At 44.5% G+C, this 17,289-nt stretch carries 16 protein-coding genes; 5 read left to right on the forward strand and 11 right to left on the reverse strand.

What is annotated here, in order from left to right; translation table 11 throughout:
- The first annotated feature begins 2 nt into the window (after positions 1 to 2).
- On the forward strand, positions 3 to 1,193 hold the full coding sequence (locus K2225_RS16795) for a NupC/NupG family nucleoside CNT transporter (RefSeq protein WP_220585799.1): 1,191 nt from the start codon (positions 3 to 5) through the stop codon (positions 1,191 to 1,193).
- 123 nt (positions 1,194 to 1,316) lie between these two features.
- Here K2225_RS16795 and K2225_RS16800 read toward each other — a convergent pair whose 3' ends face one another.
- From K2225_RS16800 to K2225_RS16810, 3 genes are all read right to left on the reverse strand, one after another.
- Positions 1,317 to 2,087, reverse strand: coding sequence for a SurA N-terminal domain-containing protein (locus K2225_RS16800; protein WP_220585800.1), 771 nt, complete (start codon positions 2,085 to 2,087; stop codon positions 1,317 to 1,319).
- A 192-nt stretch (positions 2,088 to 2,279) separates the two neighbouring features.
- Positions 2,280 to 2,750 (reverse strand): NUDIX hydrolase, encoded by a 471-nt coding sequence (locus tag K2225_RS16805; protein WP_220585801.1) that lies wholly within the window; start codon positions 2,748 to 2,750, stop codon positions 2,280 to 2,282.
- On the reverse strand, positions 2,743 to 3,795 hold the full coding sequence (locus K2225_RS16810; protein WP_220585802.1) for a MerR family transcriptional regulator: 1,053 nt from the start codon (positions 3,793 to 3,795) through the stop codon (positions 2,743 to 2,745). Before K2225_RS16810 ends, K2225_RS16805 begins: the two co-directional genes overlap by 8 nt.
- Positions 3,796 to 4,056: 261 nt before the next feature.
- On the opposite strand from K2225_RS16810, the gene K2225_RS16815 reads away from it, so the two are divergent.
- Entirely contained in the window at positions 4,057 to 4,314 is a 258-nt protein-coding gene (locus K2225_RS16815) for a hypothetical protein (RefSeq protein WP_146815569.1), read from the forward strand.
- Positions 4,315 to 4,393: 79 nt separating this feature from the next.
- Here K2225_RS16815 and K2225_RS16820 read toward each other — a convergent pair whose 3' ends face one another.
- The 3 genes from K2225_RS16820 to K2225_RS16830 all read right to left on the reverse strand — a co-directional run bounded on the left by K2225_RS16820 (position 4,394) and on the right by K2225_RS16830 (position 9,657).
- The gene (locus K2225_RS16820; RefSeq protein WP_220585803.1) at positions 4,394 to 6,820 is read right to left on the reverse strand and encodes a bifunctional diguanylate cyclase/phosphodiesterase; all 2,427 of its coding nucleotides are present in this window, start codon (positions 6,818 to 6,820) and stop codon (positions 4,394 to 4,396) included.
- A 115-nt stretch (positions 6,821 to 6,935) separates the two neighbouring features.
- Entirely contained in the window at positions 6,936 to 9,131 is a 2,196-nt protein-coding gene (locus K2225_RS16825) for a Z1 domain-containing protein (protein ID WP_220585804.1), read from the reverse strand.
- Positions 9,132 to 9,219: 88 nt separating this feature from the next.
- Positions 9,220 to 9,657, reverse strand: coding sequence for a YkvA family protein (locus K2225_RS16830; RefSeq protein ID WP_220585805.1), 438 nt, complete (start codon positions 9,655 to 9,657; stop codon positions 9,220 to 9,222).
- A 259-nt stretch (positions 9,658 to 9,916) separates the two neighbouring features.
- Between K2225_RS16830 and K2225_RS16835 the strand changes: the two genes are divergently transcribed.
- Genes K2225_RS16835 through K2225_RS16845 form a run of 3 tightly spaced genes read left to right on the forward strand, consistent with a single transcriptional unit; the run spans position 9,917 to position 13,478 of the window.
- Entirely contained in the window at positions 9,917 to 11,176 is a 1,260-nt protein-coding gene (locus K2225_RS16835; RefSeq protein ID WP_220585806.1) for an ATP-grasp domain-containing protein, read from the forward strand.
- A gap of 29 nt (positions 11,177 to 11,205) precedes the next feature.
- Positions 11,206 to 13,167, forward strand: coding sequence for a hypothetical protein (locus K2225_RS16840; protein WP_220585807.1), 1,962 nt, complete (start codon positions 11,206 to 11,208; stop codon positions 13,165 to 13,167).
- A gap of 5 nt (positions 13,168 to 13,172) precedes the next feature.
- A complete protein-coding gene (locus K2225_RS16845) occupies positions 13,173 to 13,478 on the forward strand; it encodes a hypothetical protein (protein ID WP_220585808.1) in 306 nt (101 codons plus the stop codon).
- 40 nt (positions 13,479 to 13,518) lie between these two features.
- Here the strand turns inward: K2225_RS16845 and K2225_RS16850 are convergent, their stop codons facing one another.
- The 5 genes from K2225_RS16850 to K2225_RS16870 form a co-directional block, all read right to left on the reverse strand.
- A complete protein-coding gene (locus tag K2225_RS16850; protein WP_089651440.1) occupies positions 13,519 to 13,716 on the reverse strand; it encodes a cold-shock protein in 198 nt (65 codons plus the stop codon).
- A gap of 172 nt (positions 13,717 to 13,888) precedes the next feature.
- Positions 13,889 to 14,197, reverse strand: a complete 309-nt coding sequence (locus K2225_RS16855; protein WP_220585809.1) for a hypothetical protein — start codon at positions 14,195 to 14,197, stop codon at positions 13,889 to 13,891.
- A gap of 51 nt (positions 14,198 to 14,248) precedes the next feature.
- Positions 14,249 to 15,460, reverse strand: a complete 1,212-nt coding sequence (locus K2225_RS16860) for a GNAT family N-acetyltransferase (RefSeq protein WP_220585810.1) — start codon at positions 15,458 to 15,460, stop codon at positions 14,249 to 14,251.
- A gap of 315 nt (positions 15,461 to 15,775) precedes the next feature.
- Positions 15,776 to 16,639 carry a pirin family protein gene (locus K2225_RS16865; RefSeq protein WP_220585811.1) on the reverse strand — a complete coding sequence of 288 codons (864 nt, stop codon included), beginning with the start codon at positions 16,637 to 16,639 and terminating at the stop codon, positions 15,776 to 15,778.
- Positions 16,640 to 16,686: 47 nt separating this feature from the next.
- On the reverse strand, positions 16,687 to 17,115 hold the full coding sequence (locus tag K2225_RS16870; protein WP_220585812.1) for a MarR family winged helix-turn-helix transcriptional regulator: 429 nt from the start codon (positions 17,113 to 17,115) through the stop codon (positions 16,687 to 16,689).
- Positions 17,116 to 17,289: the final 174 nt, after the last annotated feature.

The following is a 17,289-nucleotide window of genomic DNA, read 5'->3' on the forward strand; positions in this document are numbered from 1 at the left end:
TCATGAACATTCTTACAGGACTACTCTCATTAGTCGCCATTGTTGCTTTAGCTTGGCTGCTCAGCAGCAACCGAAAAATGGTGAAATGGCACACCATTCTCGCCGGTTTAGCTTTGGAAGGTGTATTTGTGTACACCATGCTCAATGTTTCCGTCGGTCAACAACTGTTAAAGAAAGCTGCTCTCTTCATCCAAAGCGTAATTGATTACAGCTCGGCAGGGATCGAATTTGTCTTTGGTCCCTTATTTGCTCAAACAGATATTGAGTTTTTGTTCGCAATTAACGTGTTAGGTGCACTCATTTTTATATCTGCATTGATTTCTGCTCTTTATCATCTACGTATTTTACCTTTTATTGTGAAAATCTTAGGGACGATTGTTGGAAAACTTTTAAAAACATCGAAAGTAGAGTCCTTCAGTGCTGTCGGAAACACGTTTCTCGGAGTAGCAGAGGCCCCGTTACTCGTGAAGCCTTACTTGGCTCGAATGACTCGCTCTGAAACCTTCGCCATTATGGTCGGAGGAACAGCTTCAGCCAGCGGCGCTATCCTGGTCGGTTATGTAGGAATGGGTATTGATTTGAAGTATCTTTTAATCTCTATTTTCAGCGTACCATTCGTGTCACTGGTCGTTGCCAAGCTCATTGAACCCGAGGTGGAAGAATCCGAACTGGATGAAAATGTCCGGATGGCCGGTTCAGGTCACGCAAATGTATTTGAAGCGATCTCTGATGGTGCTGTCAATGGTGTGAAACTCGCTTTGAACATTGGTGGCCTCTTGATTGCTTTCATTAGTATAATAGCATTGGTCAATGGATTGTTAGGTGTCGTTAATACCGACCTATCAACGATCTTCGGATTCTTGTTCTATCCATTCGCCATATTGATAGGCATTCCAATTCCTGATGCTTTCCAAGCTGCTTCATTAATCGGGACAAAACTTGCAGCCAACGAGTTTCTGGCTTACCGGGACCTGCAGGAAATGGTGAATCAATTGTCACCAAAGACAGTGGCCATTATGTCCGTTGCTTTATGTAACTTCGCGAATCTGTCATCCATCGGTCAATTGATTGTAGGACTCGGCTCGTTAGCTCCCAATAAGCAATCCCAAGTCGCTAAACTGGGACTAAAAGCCATCATCGGAGGAACACTCGCAAGCTTTATCACAGCCATCTTCGTATCCATGTTCATTTAAAATGTAAGAATATGTAAGACCTGGTCACCCATTTTATGGGTGACCAGGTCTTACAAAATCATCCAATCCCGCGAAAAACGCACAAAAAAACCAGACCTTATTAGGTCTGGTTTCTTGTTTGTCTTATAGATTAACGGTGACTTCTGCTTCTTCGCGAAGGTTATCGACAAGTTTTTGAGTCGCTTGTCCTTCTTTTTGACGAGTCAACTGCTGTTCGATTGTTGGTTTAGCTTCTTCATAGGAAGGTACTTCTTGTTCTGTGTCCATACTTTCTTGCTGTTCTTTCATTTTGTCATAAGCTTCTTTGATTTCTTCCTCTGAAGGTTTTACATCTCCAACCTCTTCAGCAATCAGCTTATCAATTTTAACTTGAGTCTGAACTTGAGATCTTACTTCCTTCTCGCTCATTCCTCGTTCTTTAAGCGCTGCAAGAAATTCTTCAGCAGAACCGACCTGCTGTTGCTTCGCATATTCCTCGAGCGTCTGGTTTACTTCTTTTTCAGACGCCGTAAATTCACGATTATTGGCTTCTTGTACCAACAGCTCTTGTCCTACCAGGCTTTCAGCGATTTGTTTCTTCAGTTGATCCTGATCAAGTTCCTGACCTGTCATTTGAGATTGCATCGCTGCTTGCTGGAACTGGCTTTTATAAGACGTTTCAAATTCTTCTTTTTTTATTTCTGTACCATTTACACTAGCGACAACTTCAGGGACACCTTCAAGGTCTGGTTCAGGTGCTTCAGGTTGTTCACCGGATTCTGCTTGTTCTGTTTCTTCCTGCTTTTCTTGTTCCTTATTATCAGAAGCGCCTTCTTCATCGTTACCGCAGGCAGCTAGTAAAGAAACGAACGCTACAAAGAGTAAACTTAATAACCACTTTTTATTCAATGTCATTTCTCCTTTATTCATCGTTGTGTTAGCCATTGTAACACGGAACTACCGTCTGTAAACACACCGATATCAGCGGTCACGCCCCCCGCATCACACATGAGACCTTCTGAACACTGTCATGACAAGGCTTCTTCAAGGAATATTTTGTCTTTCTTACAAATGTGGAAAATTTGTGGAAAGTAAGTAAGGGGTTCCTCAGCGGATGACCGGTGTACGAGTTCCACTTAACCAATCATGAATAAAGGGCGCCTGATGAGGGTTCAGAAGATTTTTTTGAATCTCCTCAGCATGAAAGAAAGCCTGCTTCTTACTCTCATCGTTTGTTGTCAGGGCCCCTTCATAGAAGCTGCTGCGAAAGATGATCTGGACACTAAACACCCTGTCTCCATTCTCGTATGTAGCAAAACCTGTTTCACCTGAATAGATGCCGTACAAGTCCATTGCTTTTATATCCAGTCCGGTTTCTTCTTTCACTTCTCTTTTAACTGCCGAATCAAAGCTCTCTCCAATCTCAAGAAGCCCTCCAGGTATGCCCCACAATCCATGATCAGAACGTTTCTGCATGAGAATACGACCATGGACATCTTCTATAATTGCCCCGCAACCGACAGTCAGTAATGTTTCATGGCCGATCATGCGGCGCATCGTCTGAATATAATCATTCATTTGGTATTCTCCTTTCACCTTTTTCAGCATAGAGAAGGTGGAGAATCGAATTAAACGGATGGGCTTTCACCTTGTAACCCCGTTCTTCCCACCACCTGATTAAGCGTGAGCGGTCGGCATAGTACTCATCTTCAATCGCCTCCACCGCTTCTTCGTTCCCTGATTCTTGGTAGCTCTCGAGTACGCTTTTCCTGTGTGAATCATCTCTAAACATTAAATCAGCAATGACTACACGCCCGTTGTCACCCAGGATTCGATCCATCTCTGCAAGAGCAAGCTCCTTATCCTCATCTGTTAAATGATGGAGCGCATAGCTCGAGACGACGAAATTCACCTCTTTATCATTTAAAGGAAGAGAAAGAAAATGACCAAGACGTATGTCCGTTTGAGGGTGTTTTTCTGCACACACCTTCAACATCTCTTTCGACTGATCGACAGCAACCATCGGAATGCCCTGATCCACGAATAATCCGGTCAAATTCCCTGTACCCGCTCCGATATCGACCACTTTCTCCCCAGAAGATGCTTCCACCCAAGTATGGGCCTTAGACAGAGCCTCATCATAATGTTCATGAACATTGAAACGGTACTCCGTGGTTTTAATATTGTCATCATAATCTTTCGCCTGTTCATCAAAATTCCAACGATCGCGCCAGCTTGTCCGCTTCTCTTTCAAAGCTTTTAACTCACGGGCCATATCCATCATCGCTTCCTCCTCTTCTTCCTTCCCACTGACCTCAATCATACGTTCCACCGTTGCCACCATATCTTTGATCTGCAGCATCTCTTCATAAAGCCATGAACGCTGGTTGTGTAAATAGTCCGTCAAGTCATCGTAATGATCTAAAGCCTTTTTAATTTCCTTTGTAGATAATCCAACCTCCCTCAATGCAAGGATGGTACGCAGATCCCTGACCTCACCTTCCGTATATATACGGTACCCATTGCTCGCTTTTCCAGGTGTAATCAATCCTTTTTCTTCGTAAAAACGTATCGTCCTCTGCGTCGTTTCCAGTTTCTTCGCTACTTCGGTAATCTTCATCATTAAAATGAATCCCCCTTTTCAAATCCCACTATAAAGGGTAACGTTACGTAAAGGTAAAGAACATTTTAAAAAAATCTTCACCTTGACATGATACTCTCTCAAATATTGACTAATAATCTAGTTCACATGCTCATAAGCTTTTAAAGGTTAAGGAAGAGAGTGTCATAATTTTCGGATAGCAGTTGAAAATCACTGTGAGCTTTTATAGTATAATGGTAACAAACAGTTTCATAGCTTTGATTTCCTTAGAGGAGTGAGCAAATGTTAAAAGAATCTGACTTTCCAACTGAAGAATTAAGAGGGCAATGGATCAAGGTCCGGAATAAGAAACTGGAGGAAATGGCCCAGTTCATCCAACGATACTTCCATCTCACTAAAGTCAGAGAAAACCCGGGCAGTTATGAAGTTCAGGGGTACTTCTATCAACCTGGATTTGGAGAAGTCCGCATGGCGTTCGAATTCAGTTACGAGAACGTCGCCAAATTCACAGATTTATTTGATGAGCCCATTGAAAAATAAGAAATAAAAAAAAGACCCATACACTGGGTCTTTTTTCTGTCCTACAACTTCCAAAAATGCTCCCTATGTTTTCTGCTTACTACATAGCCATCGAACGGGTTAAAAGAGCACTCGCTTCTGTTTTGTTTAACGGCTTGCTGAAGACATACCCTTGATATTCGGCACACCCCCGGCTGCGAAGATAATCCAGCTGGACTTCTGTTTCCACCCCTTCTGCAATGACACTTAACCCGAGCCGTTCAGCTAATTGGATAACGGTGTCCACAACCGCCCGATCCTTTTCATTCTCATGAATGGTTTGAATAAATGAACGATCCACTTTCAATGTATCTAACGGGAAGTCTTTTAAGTAACTGAGTGATGAAAACCCTGTGCCGAAATCATCCAACGCGAGTTGAACCCCCATGGTTTTCATACGGTTCATGACAGGCACCGCCTGTATGGAATCCTGTACAATACTTTCGGTCAGCTCGATTTCCAAATGTTCAGGGGCCACTCCCGTTTCTTTAAGTACGCGTTCAACGGTAGATACAATGGTTGGATCCATGAACTGGATCGCTGATAAATTGACACTGATTCTCTCCAGGTTATGCCCTTCTTTCATCCATTGGCGATATTGGTGACACGCTTCGAACAGGATTTTCTCTCCAAGAGGGACGATCAATTTCGTCTCTTCTGCCAGAGGAATGAATTCATCCGGTCCTACGAAACCAAGCTCCGGGTGATTCCAGCGAGCCAGGGCTTCAAAGCCAATGATTCTTCCGGAAGAAACGTCTACTTGCGGCTGGTAATGCACACCAATTCCTTCCTGTTCGATGGCTTTCCTGAGACCGTTTTCCAATTGGAGTTTCCGAGCGATGTGCTGATCCATTTCTTCCGTATAAAAACAATACTGTCCTCCACCTTTCTGTTTTGCCTGATACATCGATGTATCTGCGCGCTTGATGAGCAAATCGGGCGTGGTGCCATCGTCTGGATAAAGACTGATTCCTATCGACCCTGAAATATAGAGGTCTCTCTCTTCTATTGTAAAGGGAGTGGCAATTTCCTCTATGATCAACTTTGCGATGTCTTTCGCGCCTTCCGCACCTGTGCACGGCAGAACAATGATAAACTCGTCCCCGCTCTGTCTGGCCATGAAATAGCCCTCGGAAAGGCGGGATTTCACCCTTACTGCCCCTTCATTTAGCAACAAGTCACCCATTCGGTGTCCATACACATCATTGACCTGTTTGAACCGGTCAAAATCCAGAAACATGACAGCAAGGTTTTCTTGCACATCCTGAATATAACCCGCCAATTGTTCATAAAGAGCTCGTCGATTAGGTAGATGGGTCAAGTCGTCTTTATACACCAGTTCACGGATCCGTTTTTCATTTTCGAAACGCTCTGTAATATCCCGGATGATACCTGTAAAGTAGGTGGTTCCTTCATCTTCCACGGTCGATAAGGAGAGCTCCATTGGAAATGTCGATCCATCTTTATGTAAACCCTCAAGTTCTACGGTCTTTCCAATCACATAAGCGTGTTTAGTTTGTTTATATCTCTCGATGGCTTTTTGATGGGGATCTCTAAAGTGAGCAGGCATCACTTTCGTTAAAAGCTCACCGATCATCTCATCAGCCCTATACCCAAATGTCCGCTCAGCTGATTTGTTCCAGGCCAGAACAATCCCTTGTTCATCTGAAGTCACAACCGCATCGTTGGCGGATTCCAAAATAGAACGATACATTTCGTTAGCCACTTCAAGTCGCGTATTTGTCGTTTCTATTTCCGTATCAAATTTGATTAACGCGATTAAAAATCCGATGGTTAAGAGAACTCCTCCAGCAATCAGCCAGGCGAGCATTGTCGGATCAACTACGGGACCACTGATCGGCGATTCGCTTGGTTCCATTAAAAAGGCAGCCGATTCCATCCCCGTATAGTGCATCCCGCAGATCGCCATCCCCATGAACGTAGAACTTCCCCACCCTTTCAAGTGGTCCTTTTTGTTATCGCTCTTCTCTTTTTGAGCATATAAGGAAAAAATTCGTAACCCTACAAAGGAAACTGCTAACGCAATAGCTCCGGATGTCGCCACCAGCCATGGATTATACTCAATCAAAGCATTCATCTTCATGGCGTCCATCCCAATGTAATGCATGGACACGATGCTCAAAGCAATTAACAGTGCTCCCGTAAACCGCCAGGCCTTCTTATCCAATCCTTTACTAATAATAAAAAAAGCGATGAAACTGGAAGCAACAGCTGCTATTATACTTAATACAACCAAAACAACGTCGTATACGACAGGCATGCCCATGTCATAAGCAAGCATGGCAATAAAATGCATCGACCAAATGCCACCACCGAAAGTCAGACTTCCCAGGATCAGCCATTTATACCTGGTATGCTGAACGGAGGACATTCGTTTGACAATTTGCAAGGCTGTATAAGAAGACAAGATGGACACCACTACTGACAAAAGCACGAGCCATCCGTTATATTCACCGACCGCTTCCATTGCTTCCACCTCCATCCTTTTTTCGACATCAATCTTTTCTCCTATTATACAATACCCTTAAAAAATGGAATAGAAAAAAGCCTGAACCAATTGTCCCATTGGTCAGACTTTTTTGTTAATCATGGATCGTCTTATTTGCGTACACAGTCGGAGCTGTTTCTGCCTGTGCAACGAGGACAGGCCACCAAAATGGCGCTCCCCGCCAACCATGCTCTTTTTTTCCTTCCTGTCGAAGCATGATCAAGGCCGGGTGTTGTTGGGCTACTTTTCGTGCCATCGTCAGCTCCCCTGTCCCTTTACCTGGAGTATCAGGAGAATTCTCGAACTTCCCATCCTGTTTAAAACGACGAATCTGCCGGTTTGTTTTTGTAAGCAGCCAGACAAAAGCATCTTCCTGAGCCTCAGAACTCAAGTAATCCAGGATTCCTCTATATTCATCAAGATAAAAATCATAGCCTGTTTCCATTTCAAGCGTCTCATGAACAAGACTGAGTATTTCCTTAGCCTTTGTTACTGGAACAAGGGAGGCACCTTCCTTGGTGACACGTGCGTTATTGATCGCTTTTTCGACAAGCTGATCGATCCTGCGTATCGTTTTTTCGATATGCGTTTTATACCCTGTTTGGAAACCAACAGGCAGCATACGCTTGTGTGGTTTAATCATCGTAAGGCTTGATAATAAGATTTTGTTTGGATTACAGGGCATAATTGTATCGTTGAGATCTCTTTGAATAAAAACGACACCTTTGTGATGCCCGCCACGTTCGAAAGCGTTCCTCAGCTCCCTGTCGAACTCATGGATTCGTTTCATAACTCCATATATTTTTTGAGTGGTGTAAAAACGAGTAACGGCAAGATCCGCGACAGGTCTTGCTCCATACATTCGTGAGTGTTGTAAAACCGTATCCTGTTGGAAAGACTTGGGGTTCCTTCCGTAGAAGAAGCCGATGAGATTATGAATCGTCACGCCCCGATCGAGGATTTGCCCGCCGATAAAGATGTTCATCGGTGCTCGGAGTTTCAATTCTCCCTTATGATTGAGCAGTTCGTTGACATCTTTTTCCGAGTTGACCACACTATTTACCATATATTCTTCATCCAATGAATGGCGGACTTCTTCATATACATCTTCAAACGTAGGAGCCGGTGTCTTTTTCAAGGTGTTCACCGAACGGATAAGATCGTCGTAAGACTCACGGACAAGTATCTGAAACTCCTGTGATTCCGAACGGGCCCCTTCAATGAGCAGGGTTTCAAACCCTTGGATCAATTCAGCCTGCCAGGCATGTGCATTTTTCCCACGTTCGGTGTGAATGATAAAAGAATACTTTTGCTCTCTCCGGCCTTTCATGCGCTGCTGAAAACGGCGGATGCTCGCGCCTACGATAAAGTTCACAAGCGCCTTCCGGATGTTCGTAATATTTTTTTGGCTCAATAATCGGTCCATTTTGACCCGGCGGCCATCCATCTTCTTCATGACCTCCAGCTCTTTTTCATCCACTTCATGATAAAGGTAAGAAGCAAGATGACCGTCTTTCTCACTTTTGTCGAAATAAACATCCCCACCGATATAACGGTCGTGGACAGGAACAAGTTCCGTGAACGCCGGGCGGATCGGTTCGAACACTTTCCCTTCATGGACCTTCATTTCTTCCGGCTGCAAGTAAAGGGAATAAGGAGTCGCAGTCACTTGTAAAAAGGCGGGGCGGTCAAGCGTTTTTCTAAGGTCATTGATTTTTGATGCAATCACCCGCATTTGCTTGACGTTTTGCTCCCGCTTGTATTCGTAAGCGACACTTGCGAAATCTGCTTCGTCATCAATGAAAAGCACGCGTTTATTTTGTAAATCTGGGTATGTTTCCAGCACTGCCTGCTTCAGACGATCGAGATTGTGGGTCTCCTTTTTCACAATGAGGGCCAGTTTTTGAGATAATTCATACTTTCGTAGATTGTCAGGCATGTTCATAATATCGAAAACCTGCAAGGCATCATGGTCGATGGCCCCTTCGAATTCTTCATGAAGACGAGCATAGGTTTGTTTGACGAGCGCATTCGTCCCTTTTGTCAAGAGGATGACCAGATCAAAGCCATGATCATACGCCAGGCCCATTATTCCGATAAACGTACGTGTTTTCCCGGATTGTATCTTCCCAAGCAGCATCCCCGGGCGGTGCTCGGTCGTGTTTGTATCCTGAAGTTTCGCCATCGTCCGCAGCATACACTCACGAACAGGCTGTTTATATTGATTCTTTTTATTTAAATACTTGAAAAACGCTCCGTTCGTTTTCAAGTGTTGGAAAGTTGCTGACATTGTATCTTCTCCCTTTTACAAAACACGCTTATTATACATGATTGTGGAACATGAAAAAAGCAAGGAAACCTGGAAATGGTCTCCTTGCTTACTCTGATTTCTCTACAGGGTCTTCCAACTCTTCAAGATCAACTTCCCCGTTAAACAGTTTCAATAGTCTTGCCTGCGCCTGTTCTTTCACATGTTCATCAATATGAGAGATTACTTGATAGACAGCATAAATGATAACGGCACTATCATCCGTAAAACCAACGACGGGAATGAAATCAGGGATGACGTCGACGGGCAGGATCAAATACCCTAACGCTCCCGCAATCGTCAGTTTTGCCTTTTTCGGCGTATCTGGGCTTTTGAAGGCATAATACAACAGCAAACTATAATAGACGATTTTAGTCCCGATCCGACTGCTGTAGGTACGAAGCTTTTCACCATATTCTTTCTCCGAAAAATATGCCCTCCCCCGTTCTACCGCTTTCCTGGGGTCGAGCTTTTTCAAACGATCCTGATAGGTCTTTTGTTTTGTCATAGGCACCTTCCTTTTTCAGTACTATACTTTTGACGAAATTCCCTTCTTCTAAACTCTTTTAAACGAAGGTTCGTTTTATTTCCTGGGAAATCGACTGGGAACTCCTACCTACCCATTCGTCGTTTTCTTGTAGAAGAAACACTAGTTTTGTCGAATGCGCCAATAAAGCTTACAGTTTTTGGCCTATTCTGATACTTTAAGAGTAACAGTGTCAAAGTTTCCTATACTTATATTTTCACTGACAAAGGAGAGGTTCGAAATGGATCTAGATCAACTTGAATTGAATGCGACTGTGGATGAGACGGTTAAAACGAAACCGTATTACACGGCTTTAGTCGGATGGAGTGTACAGGCCATCGAGGCTGCAGCTCGTATGAACCGTCCATTCGTCGTTGTCGGACCTGCAGAGTTTGAGACCTATGCAGAAAAGCACGAAATTCCATTTGTAGGATGGGACTTCAATAAGCTCAATGAAAGCTCTGATCATTTGTACAAACAGTTGAAAGACATGGGTGTTGAAGTTGCCGTTCCTTTATATGAAGAATGTGTGGAATGGGCCGGCGCGCTGAACGCTCGTTTCCGTGAAGATCCTCGTGTATTCAATCGCTCTTTATTGCTTCGCGACAAAGGGATGATGAAACGGAAAGCACAAATTTCTGGTATTAAAGTCGGCGTTTTCGAAGAGGCCCACGAGAAGGAAGATGTTAAACGTTTCTTAAAACGCGTCAACGAAGCCTTGCTGAAACTGGAGGGCGATCACCTCGACCCGATCCATGTTAAGCCGTTGGACAAGGCAGGCTCCGTCGGTCACTTAGCCATCTATAATAATGAAGACATTGAAAGGATTCAGGATACGGATTTCCCATTATTGATGGAAAGTCATCTCGACGGTCAGGAATTTTCCTGTGAGGCGTTCATCCATAAAGGCAAAGTGCGCTTCCTTAATATTACTGAGTATGTGAAGCTTGGCTATTCTAATTTCGTCCCTGCTTCCCCAAGTTTAGAGGAAAAACGTCCTTTGATTGAACGTGCGGTTCAACAACTGGTCGACGCTTTCGAAATTGAGTACGGCGTCATCCATCCCGAATATTTCATCACCCAGGACGGAACGCTCCACTTTGGAGAGGTAGCAGCCCGCGTACCTGGAGGTCACATTTTCGAGTTGATTGAACGCGCTTACGGATTCAGCGCCTATGAAGCTCAAATCCTTTGCAGTGATCCGAATACAACAGAAGAAGAAATCCGCGAATTCTTCCCAGACCCTTACGATTATCAGAATTACGCCGGGTGTCTGATGGTTCACCCGAATGTAGATTATGTGGAAGACTTGAAGATTCCTGAAGAGCTTGAGGATCATCCATATTTCGAGAAGCATGATATGTTCACCCCTCCTCAAGGAAAAGTAGCCGAACGCGTCGGCTTCGGAAACCATTATGGAACGATCTTTTTCTATGGCCGTGACAGTGAAGAGATGACCGATTTGCTGAAGACATACGAACAATACAACTTTTACGTATAAACGCAAGCGATAGAGAAAGGAGAGGTTTTATGCCTCAGACGACGAGTGCCCTTGTCGAACGTTTCATCTATGCTTTAGACGAATTAGATAAAGCTCCATCCTTCGCAAAATCCAAGTACCAGACAGATGTGTACCAGGAAGCGAATCGCCTCATTGAAGCAGAGGATGGCTTTGAAAACTTATATCAGCATGCCGGACGCTTGGAAGAAGCGGGTGTATTTCAAGATGGACCATGGGAGGCAGCAGAAAAACTCCAGCCTCCTCTTGTAGCCGGTTCCCTAAAAGCGAAGGGGCTTCCTATGATCATCGAAGTCCTCAGCGAACTGCGTATGCTCGCCATTGCCAAAGGAAAAGCGACGAACCCTAACGTATCACCTGACATGGCCGAAGAATTCTTAAATGAAGTGATGGTCCTGAACTTGAACCTCCTTTTCCCGGACGCCAGTGAAAGTTCCAGGATTGAAAAACACGAGAATGATGAGAAGGCAGGAAAATTGTTTCAATTCTTATCCACTCACCTTTCATCAAGTGCACTGATCCAAACCTTGATTCTTGAAATCAAACGACTAACGGCGCAACGCCCGATCATGGTGAAGCGAATTGTATCCATGATCAGGATGGCAAAGGAAATGCTCGATCAAGATTCGGATGAGCAAGGAAAGACAGAATTGAAGCAATTTATTGCTGCCATTGAAGGGCCTTCTAAACTGAGTGCTCAATTCAACGACGTCCATGCGTACCGTTCACAGTTGAAGACACTCACACGCACGGATCTTATTTCTGAGAGTGTCGCACTCGCACAGTCCATGCGCGAAACGGGACTCGTATCTCCGCATCATGCGACACTGATCCGCTTTTTGAGTAAGAGAAATCCTGCGCTTCTTGCTTATGCCCTGAATTTGAACAGCAAAGGCAGCGCTAACCTCGAGGAGCACCGTGAACTCGTCATCCAGTTGATCCGGGCTTCTATTTTTCCCGGAACACGTCAAGCGATTTATGGCCTTTCGATGTTACTTGAACGTGGGGTATTGTCACACTCCCCTGTCGCACCAGGGCTAAGGCGATTGGTCGAACTTGATATCCGACCGGATGTACGGAACGCACTTTATTCCACGACGAATACAGGCGAAGGGGTCACCGCGAACAGCATCCTAGTCGCCGGCACCATTCAAGTACTCGGTCAGCCACTCGGCGTCGGGCAAGGGTTCAATCCGACCTGCCAGGCTGCCCGCGGCATCAGCTTATGGGCGCAGCACGCACCTGGATTTTTACTGGAAATCATCCCACGTGCCGCACGTGATGGCGATCTTGACTTCACGTTTGAAGGAACACCGATTCACTCAAAAGAGCTGAAAGGCGGGCTAGCTCCGGACCTTGATAAAGAACTTGACCCTGTGTCCCTTGTCCTCGTTCCACACCTGGACAAGATCTACAGCGAAATGATGACTCGTGTCGCTTTACGAGGAGAAGACGGTCACCGCTGGGTCAATCCGGCCTTTTATGGAAACTGGGTCCAAAAAGGGTTCAGCTCTGTGTTCGATCCGATTACCGGATACGTCCTTGACTACCCTGGATTCGTCAAACTTTTCTATGCCACACACCATACGGAATACAACGATGATTACGAACTCATCTACCCGAACCCTGTCGGCATTTTCATTACGAACGTGCACGGCAAACTGCTCGGCCTCCATGCCGTTTCCATTACGAGAATCGCGAAAGACCCGAGCGGTGAAGAAAGAATCTATTTTTACAACCCGAACAATGACGGTTCCCAGAACTGGGGCCAGAACATTGAGCCAAGCGTCATCGGGAATGGTGAAATGGAAGGCGAAAGCTCTTTACCTTTTCATCAGTTCGTTTCCCGCTTATACGCATTCCACTACAACCCTTATGAGCAAGGGGATGCGTATGCAGTGGAAAATTCCATCGTTGACGGCATCCGTCAGCTTGCTCAAGAAAGCTGGGGAAAAGATTATACGTGGGTGTAAACGAAATGAAGCCAGACTCTTTATGGAGTCTGGCTTTTTTGTTGAAGCTATTAGGGAGTAGGTTTTTAGCAGGTCTGCGCAATATATTAGTAGCTTTTGCCCTTTTATTAGCAACTTCAGGCCAAATATTAGCAGGTTTCGCACTTTTATTAGCGCCTTCCAACCATATATTAGCAACTTCTTATTTTATCAGTAACTTGTATCCGTGTATCGGTAGGTTTTCTTTATTTATCAGTTACTTTAGCGTATTTATCGGTGGGTTTTGCGCTTTTATCGGTGACTTCCACAAATATATCAGTATTTCGCCATAAAAAAAGACTTCCGAACGAGTCGGAAGTCTTTTTATCTTACTTATTTTTGAACGTTAGCCGCTTGTGGGCCACGGTCGCCTTCAACGATTTCGAAAGAAACTTGTTCGTTCTCTTCTAGAGTTTTGAATCCTTCGCCTTGAATAGCAGAGAAGTGTACGAATACGTCGTCTTGACCTTCTACTTCAATAAATCCGAAACCTTTTTCTGCGTTGAACCATTTAACTGTACCTTGTAACATATTGTTACCTCCTGCGTGGATGATGATCCACATTGTATTACTATAATTGCTCTGCCTATTCATTCAAGACGAAAGTCACTTTCAAGTTCCTTTAGCTTTCATTCCTAACCGAACAAGAATAATTAACTTTATTATATACCCCTATCCAACCCACGTCAACCTTGGTACTAGATTATTTCTGAACAGTTTCCTTTTCAAAATATACAGTCAGCAGCTGTTCAAGCTTCACGCCGGGATATTTAGACTGCAATTTCTCTTCAAAATTCTTTAAAGAAAGTTTTCTCTGTAATTCCAAAGCATACACACTGACATCCATAAAGTCAGCCAGTGCGATAAGCTCTTCATATGAAAGCGGGGTCGTGTAGATGGTGCCTGCTGTTTCCCCGATCGTTTCATACCGTACCCGAAAAGCCTCGAGCACTTTTGCAAAAGGACCGCTTTCAAAACGCTCCACAGCTGCGAATACATGCTTCCTTCTCATCTTTCCCTCTCCCCACACCTAGATCTACATGTTATATAGGTATGGTTTCTGTTAGAAAAATGTCCAGGATTTTGGGTAATCGGGATACTGAAAAAGATCAATCGCACGTCCATTGCTGTCAGCCGCTCCACTTCTCAGCAAACTAGAAAGCGATACACAGCCCATCATCAAAGAAGAAAAATGAGCGATATCAATCTCAATGGACACTTCAGCCTCTTCATGTGTGGCCACAGGTTTTCCATTCGTAAACTGCCAGACCGCTTCGTACGTTTCATTCAAAAAGGAGTCGCTCACTTTCCAGCCGACCTTGACCGTATCCGTTCCGAAACAGGTCCCGACGAGTTTTTCAAGAAAAGCAGGAATATCCAAAATCCGATACATCAATCCCCTGCCTTCTTCACTGACTTTATGGTAAATGGAAAAGATGAGCTGTTCATCAACATGGACAGGATCGTTCAGTGAATAAGCAAAGTCCTGATCAAATGTCGGAAAATAGATGGAACGCACCTGATCTTTTTGGTTATGTAGATATTGTATAAGCGCGCGATAGGCTTTTATCGTCGTGTGGAAGAAGTTTTTGACATGAACATCGTTTTGTAAAAAGTGATCACCCTCTTTGAATTCAAGCGTCACGTATCCTGTCAGCTTGCCTTCTTCTCTCACTCCGAATGTGTGAAGCTCTTCTTTTTCAAGGAAAGCGAACCCGTACGGAGGAATAACCGTCGCCCCATGGTTTTCTTTCGCCCATGTGTCATAACATGCTTTCACTTCATCTTGATCAGCTGCATTCAACACTGCTACCGTCTCTCCTTCATTGTAGGAGGGAAGCTGTGAAGGGTGAAATTGATAGGTCGACAGCCGCGGTCCCACCCCAAATCCCATCCGCTTATAAAACGATGGCTGGAATGGATACAAGTGGGCGATTGTTTGACCTTTGTCTCTCGCCTCTCCTAAAAAATGCTGAATGATCCGTTTCGCGTGCCCTTGTTTCTTGTATGGAAGATCGACCGCTACGGTTCCAATTCCACCCGCTTGAACTTGCTGACCATATACATTCATGACATGGTCATAGGCGATGTATCCGCCTACGAGTTGTTCTCTTTCATAAAGACCGATTGTGTGAATGTCCTCCTTCTGAGCCATTTCCCTCCGGTGTTCTGTGTACCTTTCCTGCTCTTCTTTAGAATGCAATTTCATGCCAGGGTAACAGCGTCGGGATAAGTCTGTAAATGCACGGAAGTCCTCCATGATCTTAAAATCCATTCCACATCCTCCTCATTGGACAATTTTGTATATCAAGTCTAGCATTTACTAAATATTTCTTCTATTCTATTGGATAGAAAATCAAGGTATAAAGTGAATTGGTATTGAATGATGGCAGCCTTCGCTCTTGCATCGGGACCGCTTTATCATGCCTATGAAGCAGATAAAAGGTTGAAAAAAAGCAGAAAGAGGGAAGGAATTAGAACATGAAATCAATCTTGATACAAAGGCGTGCTCTTTAAAAGAGCCCAGAACAAAAGACGCTTGGATAGGAAAGATCCAAGCGTCTTTTGTTTTTCCCGAGATATCTTTTCATCATACAGCAGGAGGTCCGAATTTTCCTTGGCGGAAGTCGTTATAGGCCTGTTTGATTTCTTCCATTGAATTCATAACAAATGGTCCGTGCGGGACAATTTCTTCCCGAATGGGTGCACCAGAATAAACAAGCACCTTCGTGCGACGCTTCTTGGAAACGAGTTTCAACTCACTGGAACCCTCTCCTTCTTCAAGGAAAGACAGCGTACCCACCCCATGCTTTTTCAAATTCACTTCATTTTCCCCCGCCACAACATCTCCTGCAAGAACGTATAGGAAGGCATTGTGGTTTTCAGGTAGATCAAGGGTGAAAGTGGCCCCTTCAGATAGTGTGACCTCGCTGAGCGTAATGGGCACAATGGAGTTCAACGGTCCTTCTACGCCAGCAACGTTCCCAGAGAACACTTTCACTGCTCCCCCATCAAAAGGGACGACAGGAGCGTCTTCACCATATACATTTTGATAGATGGTTTCTGAATTCTTTTTGTCTTTCGGCAGGTTCAACCATAATTGCAATGTATGAGCGACATCGTCTTCCACGCCGTCTTCTGCATGTCTTGCCGCCCAGCCGGCATTCATGTATTGGACGTCTCCCGGCTCAAGAATATCACGGCCGCCTGCATTATCGATGTGCTCGAGCCGCCCATCGACGACATACGTGACCGTCTGGAATCCACGGTGCGGGTGATCCGGGAATGTCCCTTTTTTGAACCAATCCTCCGCCATCAGGATGAACGGATCGAAGTCACGCCACCTGTCTGCGGGAAGGACCCATCCTTTTTGAATCGCCGGGAATCCCATCTCTTGATATTGGACGTACCAATGATCTTTCACTGCTCTTTGAAAGTTTGCCATGTCATCCATCCTTTCAATTAGTTGCTATATCTACTATCTACTTAAAAAAGGGCTCCTCACCCTTCGATGTTGTTTTGCATTTTTGTGAGGAGCCGATCCAATTCTTGTAGTTCTTTTTCTGAAATGCCTTTAGTTACCGCATCATTGAAGGATTCCGCGACAGGTAGAACTTGTTCTTTTAACTCCTGTCCTTTTTCCGTCAGATAAAGTTCCAACGAACGCCTGTCTTCTGTACAAAAGTTCCTTTTGATGAACCCTTTTTTCTCAAGGTTCGAAGCCATGCGGGCAATGTTCGTCTTATCCTTCTTCAAATGATGAGCCAGCTGATTCTGCGTCATTCCGTCTTTTTCCCAAAGCAGCATCATAATCAGGTTCTGCTCGGGGGCAAGGTTGTAAGGCTGCAGCTGTGCTTTCACATAGCTCGTCAGCTTTAAATCTGTCTGGTGAAGCTTGATGCTTATATAATCTTGAAAACTTAAATTCATATGTGATCTCCCTAAATAGTTGCTATACATACTATTATAATCCGACCAAAGTCCTCTGTCAAAAGCTCTGATCTTAAATATAAGAATGGAACTATTACGATGAGCTGGTTGAAGAACTGAAAAAGCTGGATGAGCATAAATGGGCTGATGCAGAGTCATGGACGATCTCTAGTT

It is taken from the genome of Halobacillus sp. Nhm2S1, assembly GCF_019599545.1.
Taxonomy (GTDB): Bacteria; Bacillota; Bacilli; order Bacillales; family Halobacillaceae; genus Halobacillus.

What these genes read in the sequence shown, in the direction of transcription:
- K2225_RS16845 (WP_220585808.1), top strand. Translation starts at nt 13,173, where the DNA reads ATGAAGCCAGACTCTTTATGGAGTCTGGCTTTTTTGTTGAAGCTATTA.
- K2225_RS16810 (WP_220585802.1), bottom strand. Translation starts at nt 3,795, where the DNA reads ATGATGAAGATTACCGAAGTAGCGAAGAAACTGGAAACGACGCAGAGG.
- K2225_RS16840 (WP_220585807.1), top strand. Translation starts at nt 11,206, where the DNA reads ATGCCTCAGACGACGAGTGCCCTTGTCGAACGTTTCATCTATGCTTTA.
- K2225_RS16820 (WP_220585803.1), bottom strand. Translation starts at nt 6,820, where the DNA reads ATGGAAGCGGTCGGTGAATATAACGGATGGCTCGTGCTTTTGTCAGTA.
- K2225_RS16800 (WP_220585800.1), bottom strand. Translation starts at nt 2,087, where the DNA reads ATGACATTGAATAAAAAGTGGTTATTAAGTTTACTCTTTGTAGCGTTC.
- K2225_RS16835 (WP_220585806.1), top strand. Translation starts at nt 9,917, where the DNA reads ATGGATCTAGATCAACTTGAATTGAATGCGACTGTGGATGAGACGGTT.
- K2225_RS16850 (WP_089651440.1), bottom strand. Translation starts at nt 13,716, where the DNA reads ATGTTACAAGGTACAGTTAAATGGTTCAACGCAGAAAAAGGTTTCGGA.
- K2225_RS16870 (WP_220585812.1), bottom strand. Translation starts at nt 17,115, where the DNA reads ATGAATTTAAGTTTTCAAGATTATATAAGCATCAAGCTTCACCAGACA.
- K2225_RS16795 (WP_220585799.1), top strand. Translation starts at nt 3, where the DNA reads ATGAACATTCTTACAGGACTACTCTCATTAGTCGCCATTGTTGCTTTA.
- K2225_RS16805 (WP_220585801.1), bottom strand. Translation starts at nt 2,750, where the DNA reads ATGAATGATTATATTCAGACGATGCGCCGCATGATCGGCCATGAAACA.
- K2225_RS16825 (WP_220585804.1), bottom strand. Translation starts at nt 9,131, where the DNA reads ATGTCAGCAACTTTCCAACACTTGAAAACGAACGGAGCGTTTTTCAAG.
- K2225_RS16815 (WP_146815569.1), top strand. Translation starts at nt 4,057, where the DNA reads ATGTTAAAAGAATCTGACTTTCCAACTGAAGAATTAAGAGGGCAATGG.
- K2225_RS16865 (WP_220585811.1), bottom strand. Translation starts at nt 16,639, where the DNA reads ATGGATGACATGGCAAACTTTCAAAGAGCAGTGAAAGATCATTGGTAC.
- K2225_RS16860 (WP_220585810.1), bottom strand. Translation starts at nt 15,460, where the DNA reads ATGGATTTTAAGATCATGGAGGACTTCCGTGCATTTACAGACTTATCC.
- K2225_RS16830 (WP_220585805.1), bottom strand. Translation starts at nt 9,657, where the DNA reads ATGACAAAACAAAAGACCTATCAGGATCGTTTGAAAAAGCTCGACCCC.
- K2225_RS16855 (WP_220585809.1), bottom strand. Translation starts at nt 14,197, where the DNA reads ATGAGAAGGAAGCATGTATTCGCAGCTGTGGAGCGTTTTGAAAGCGGT.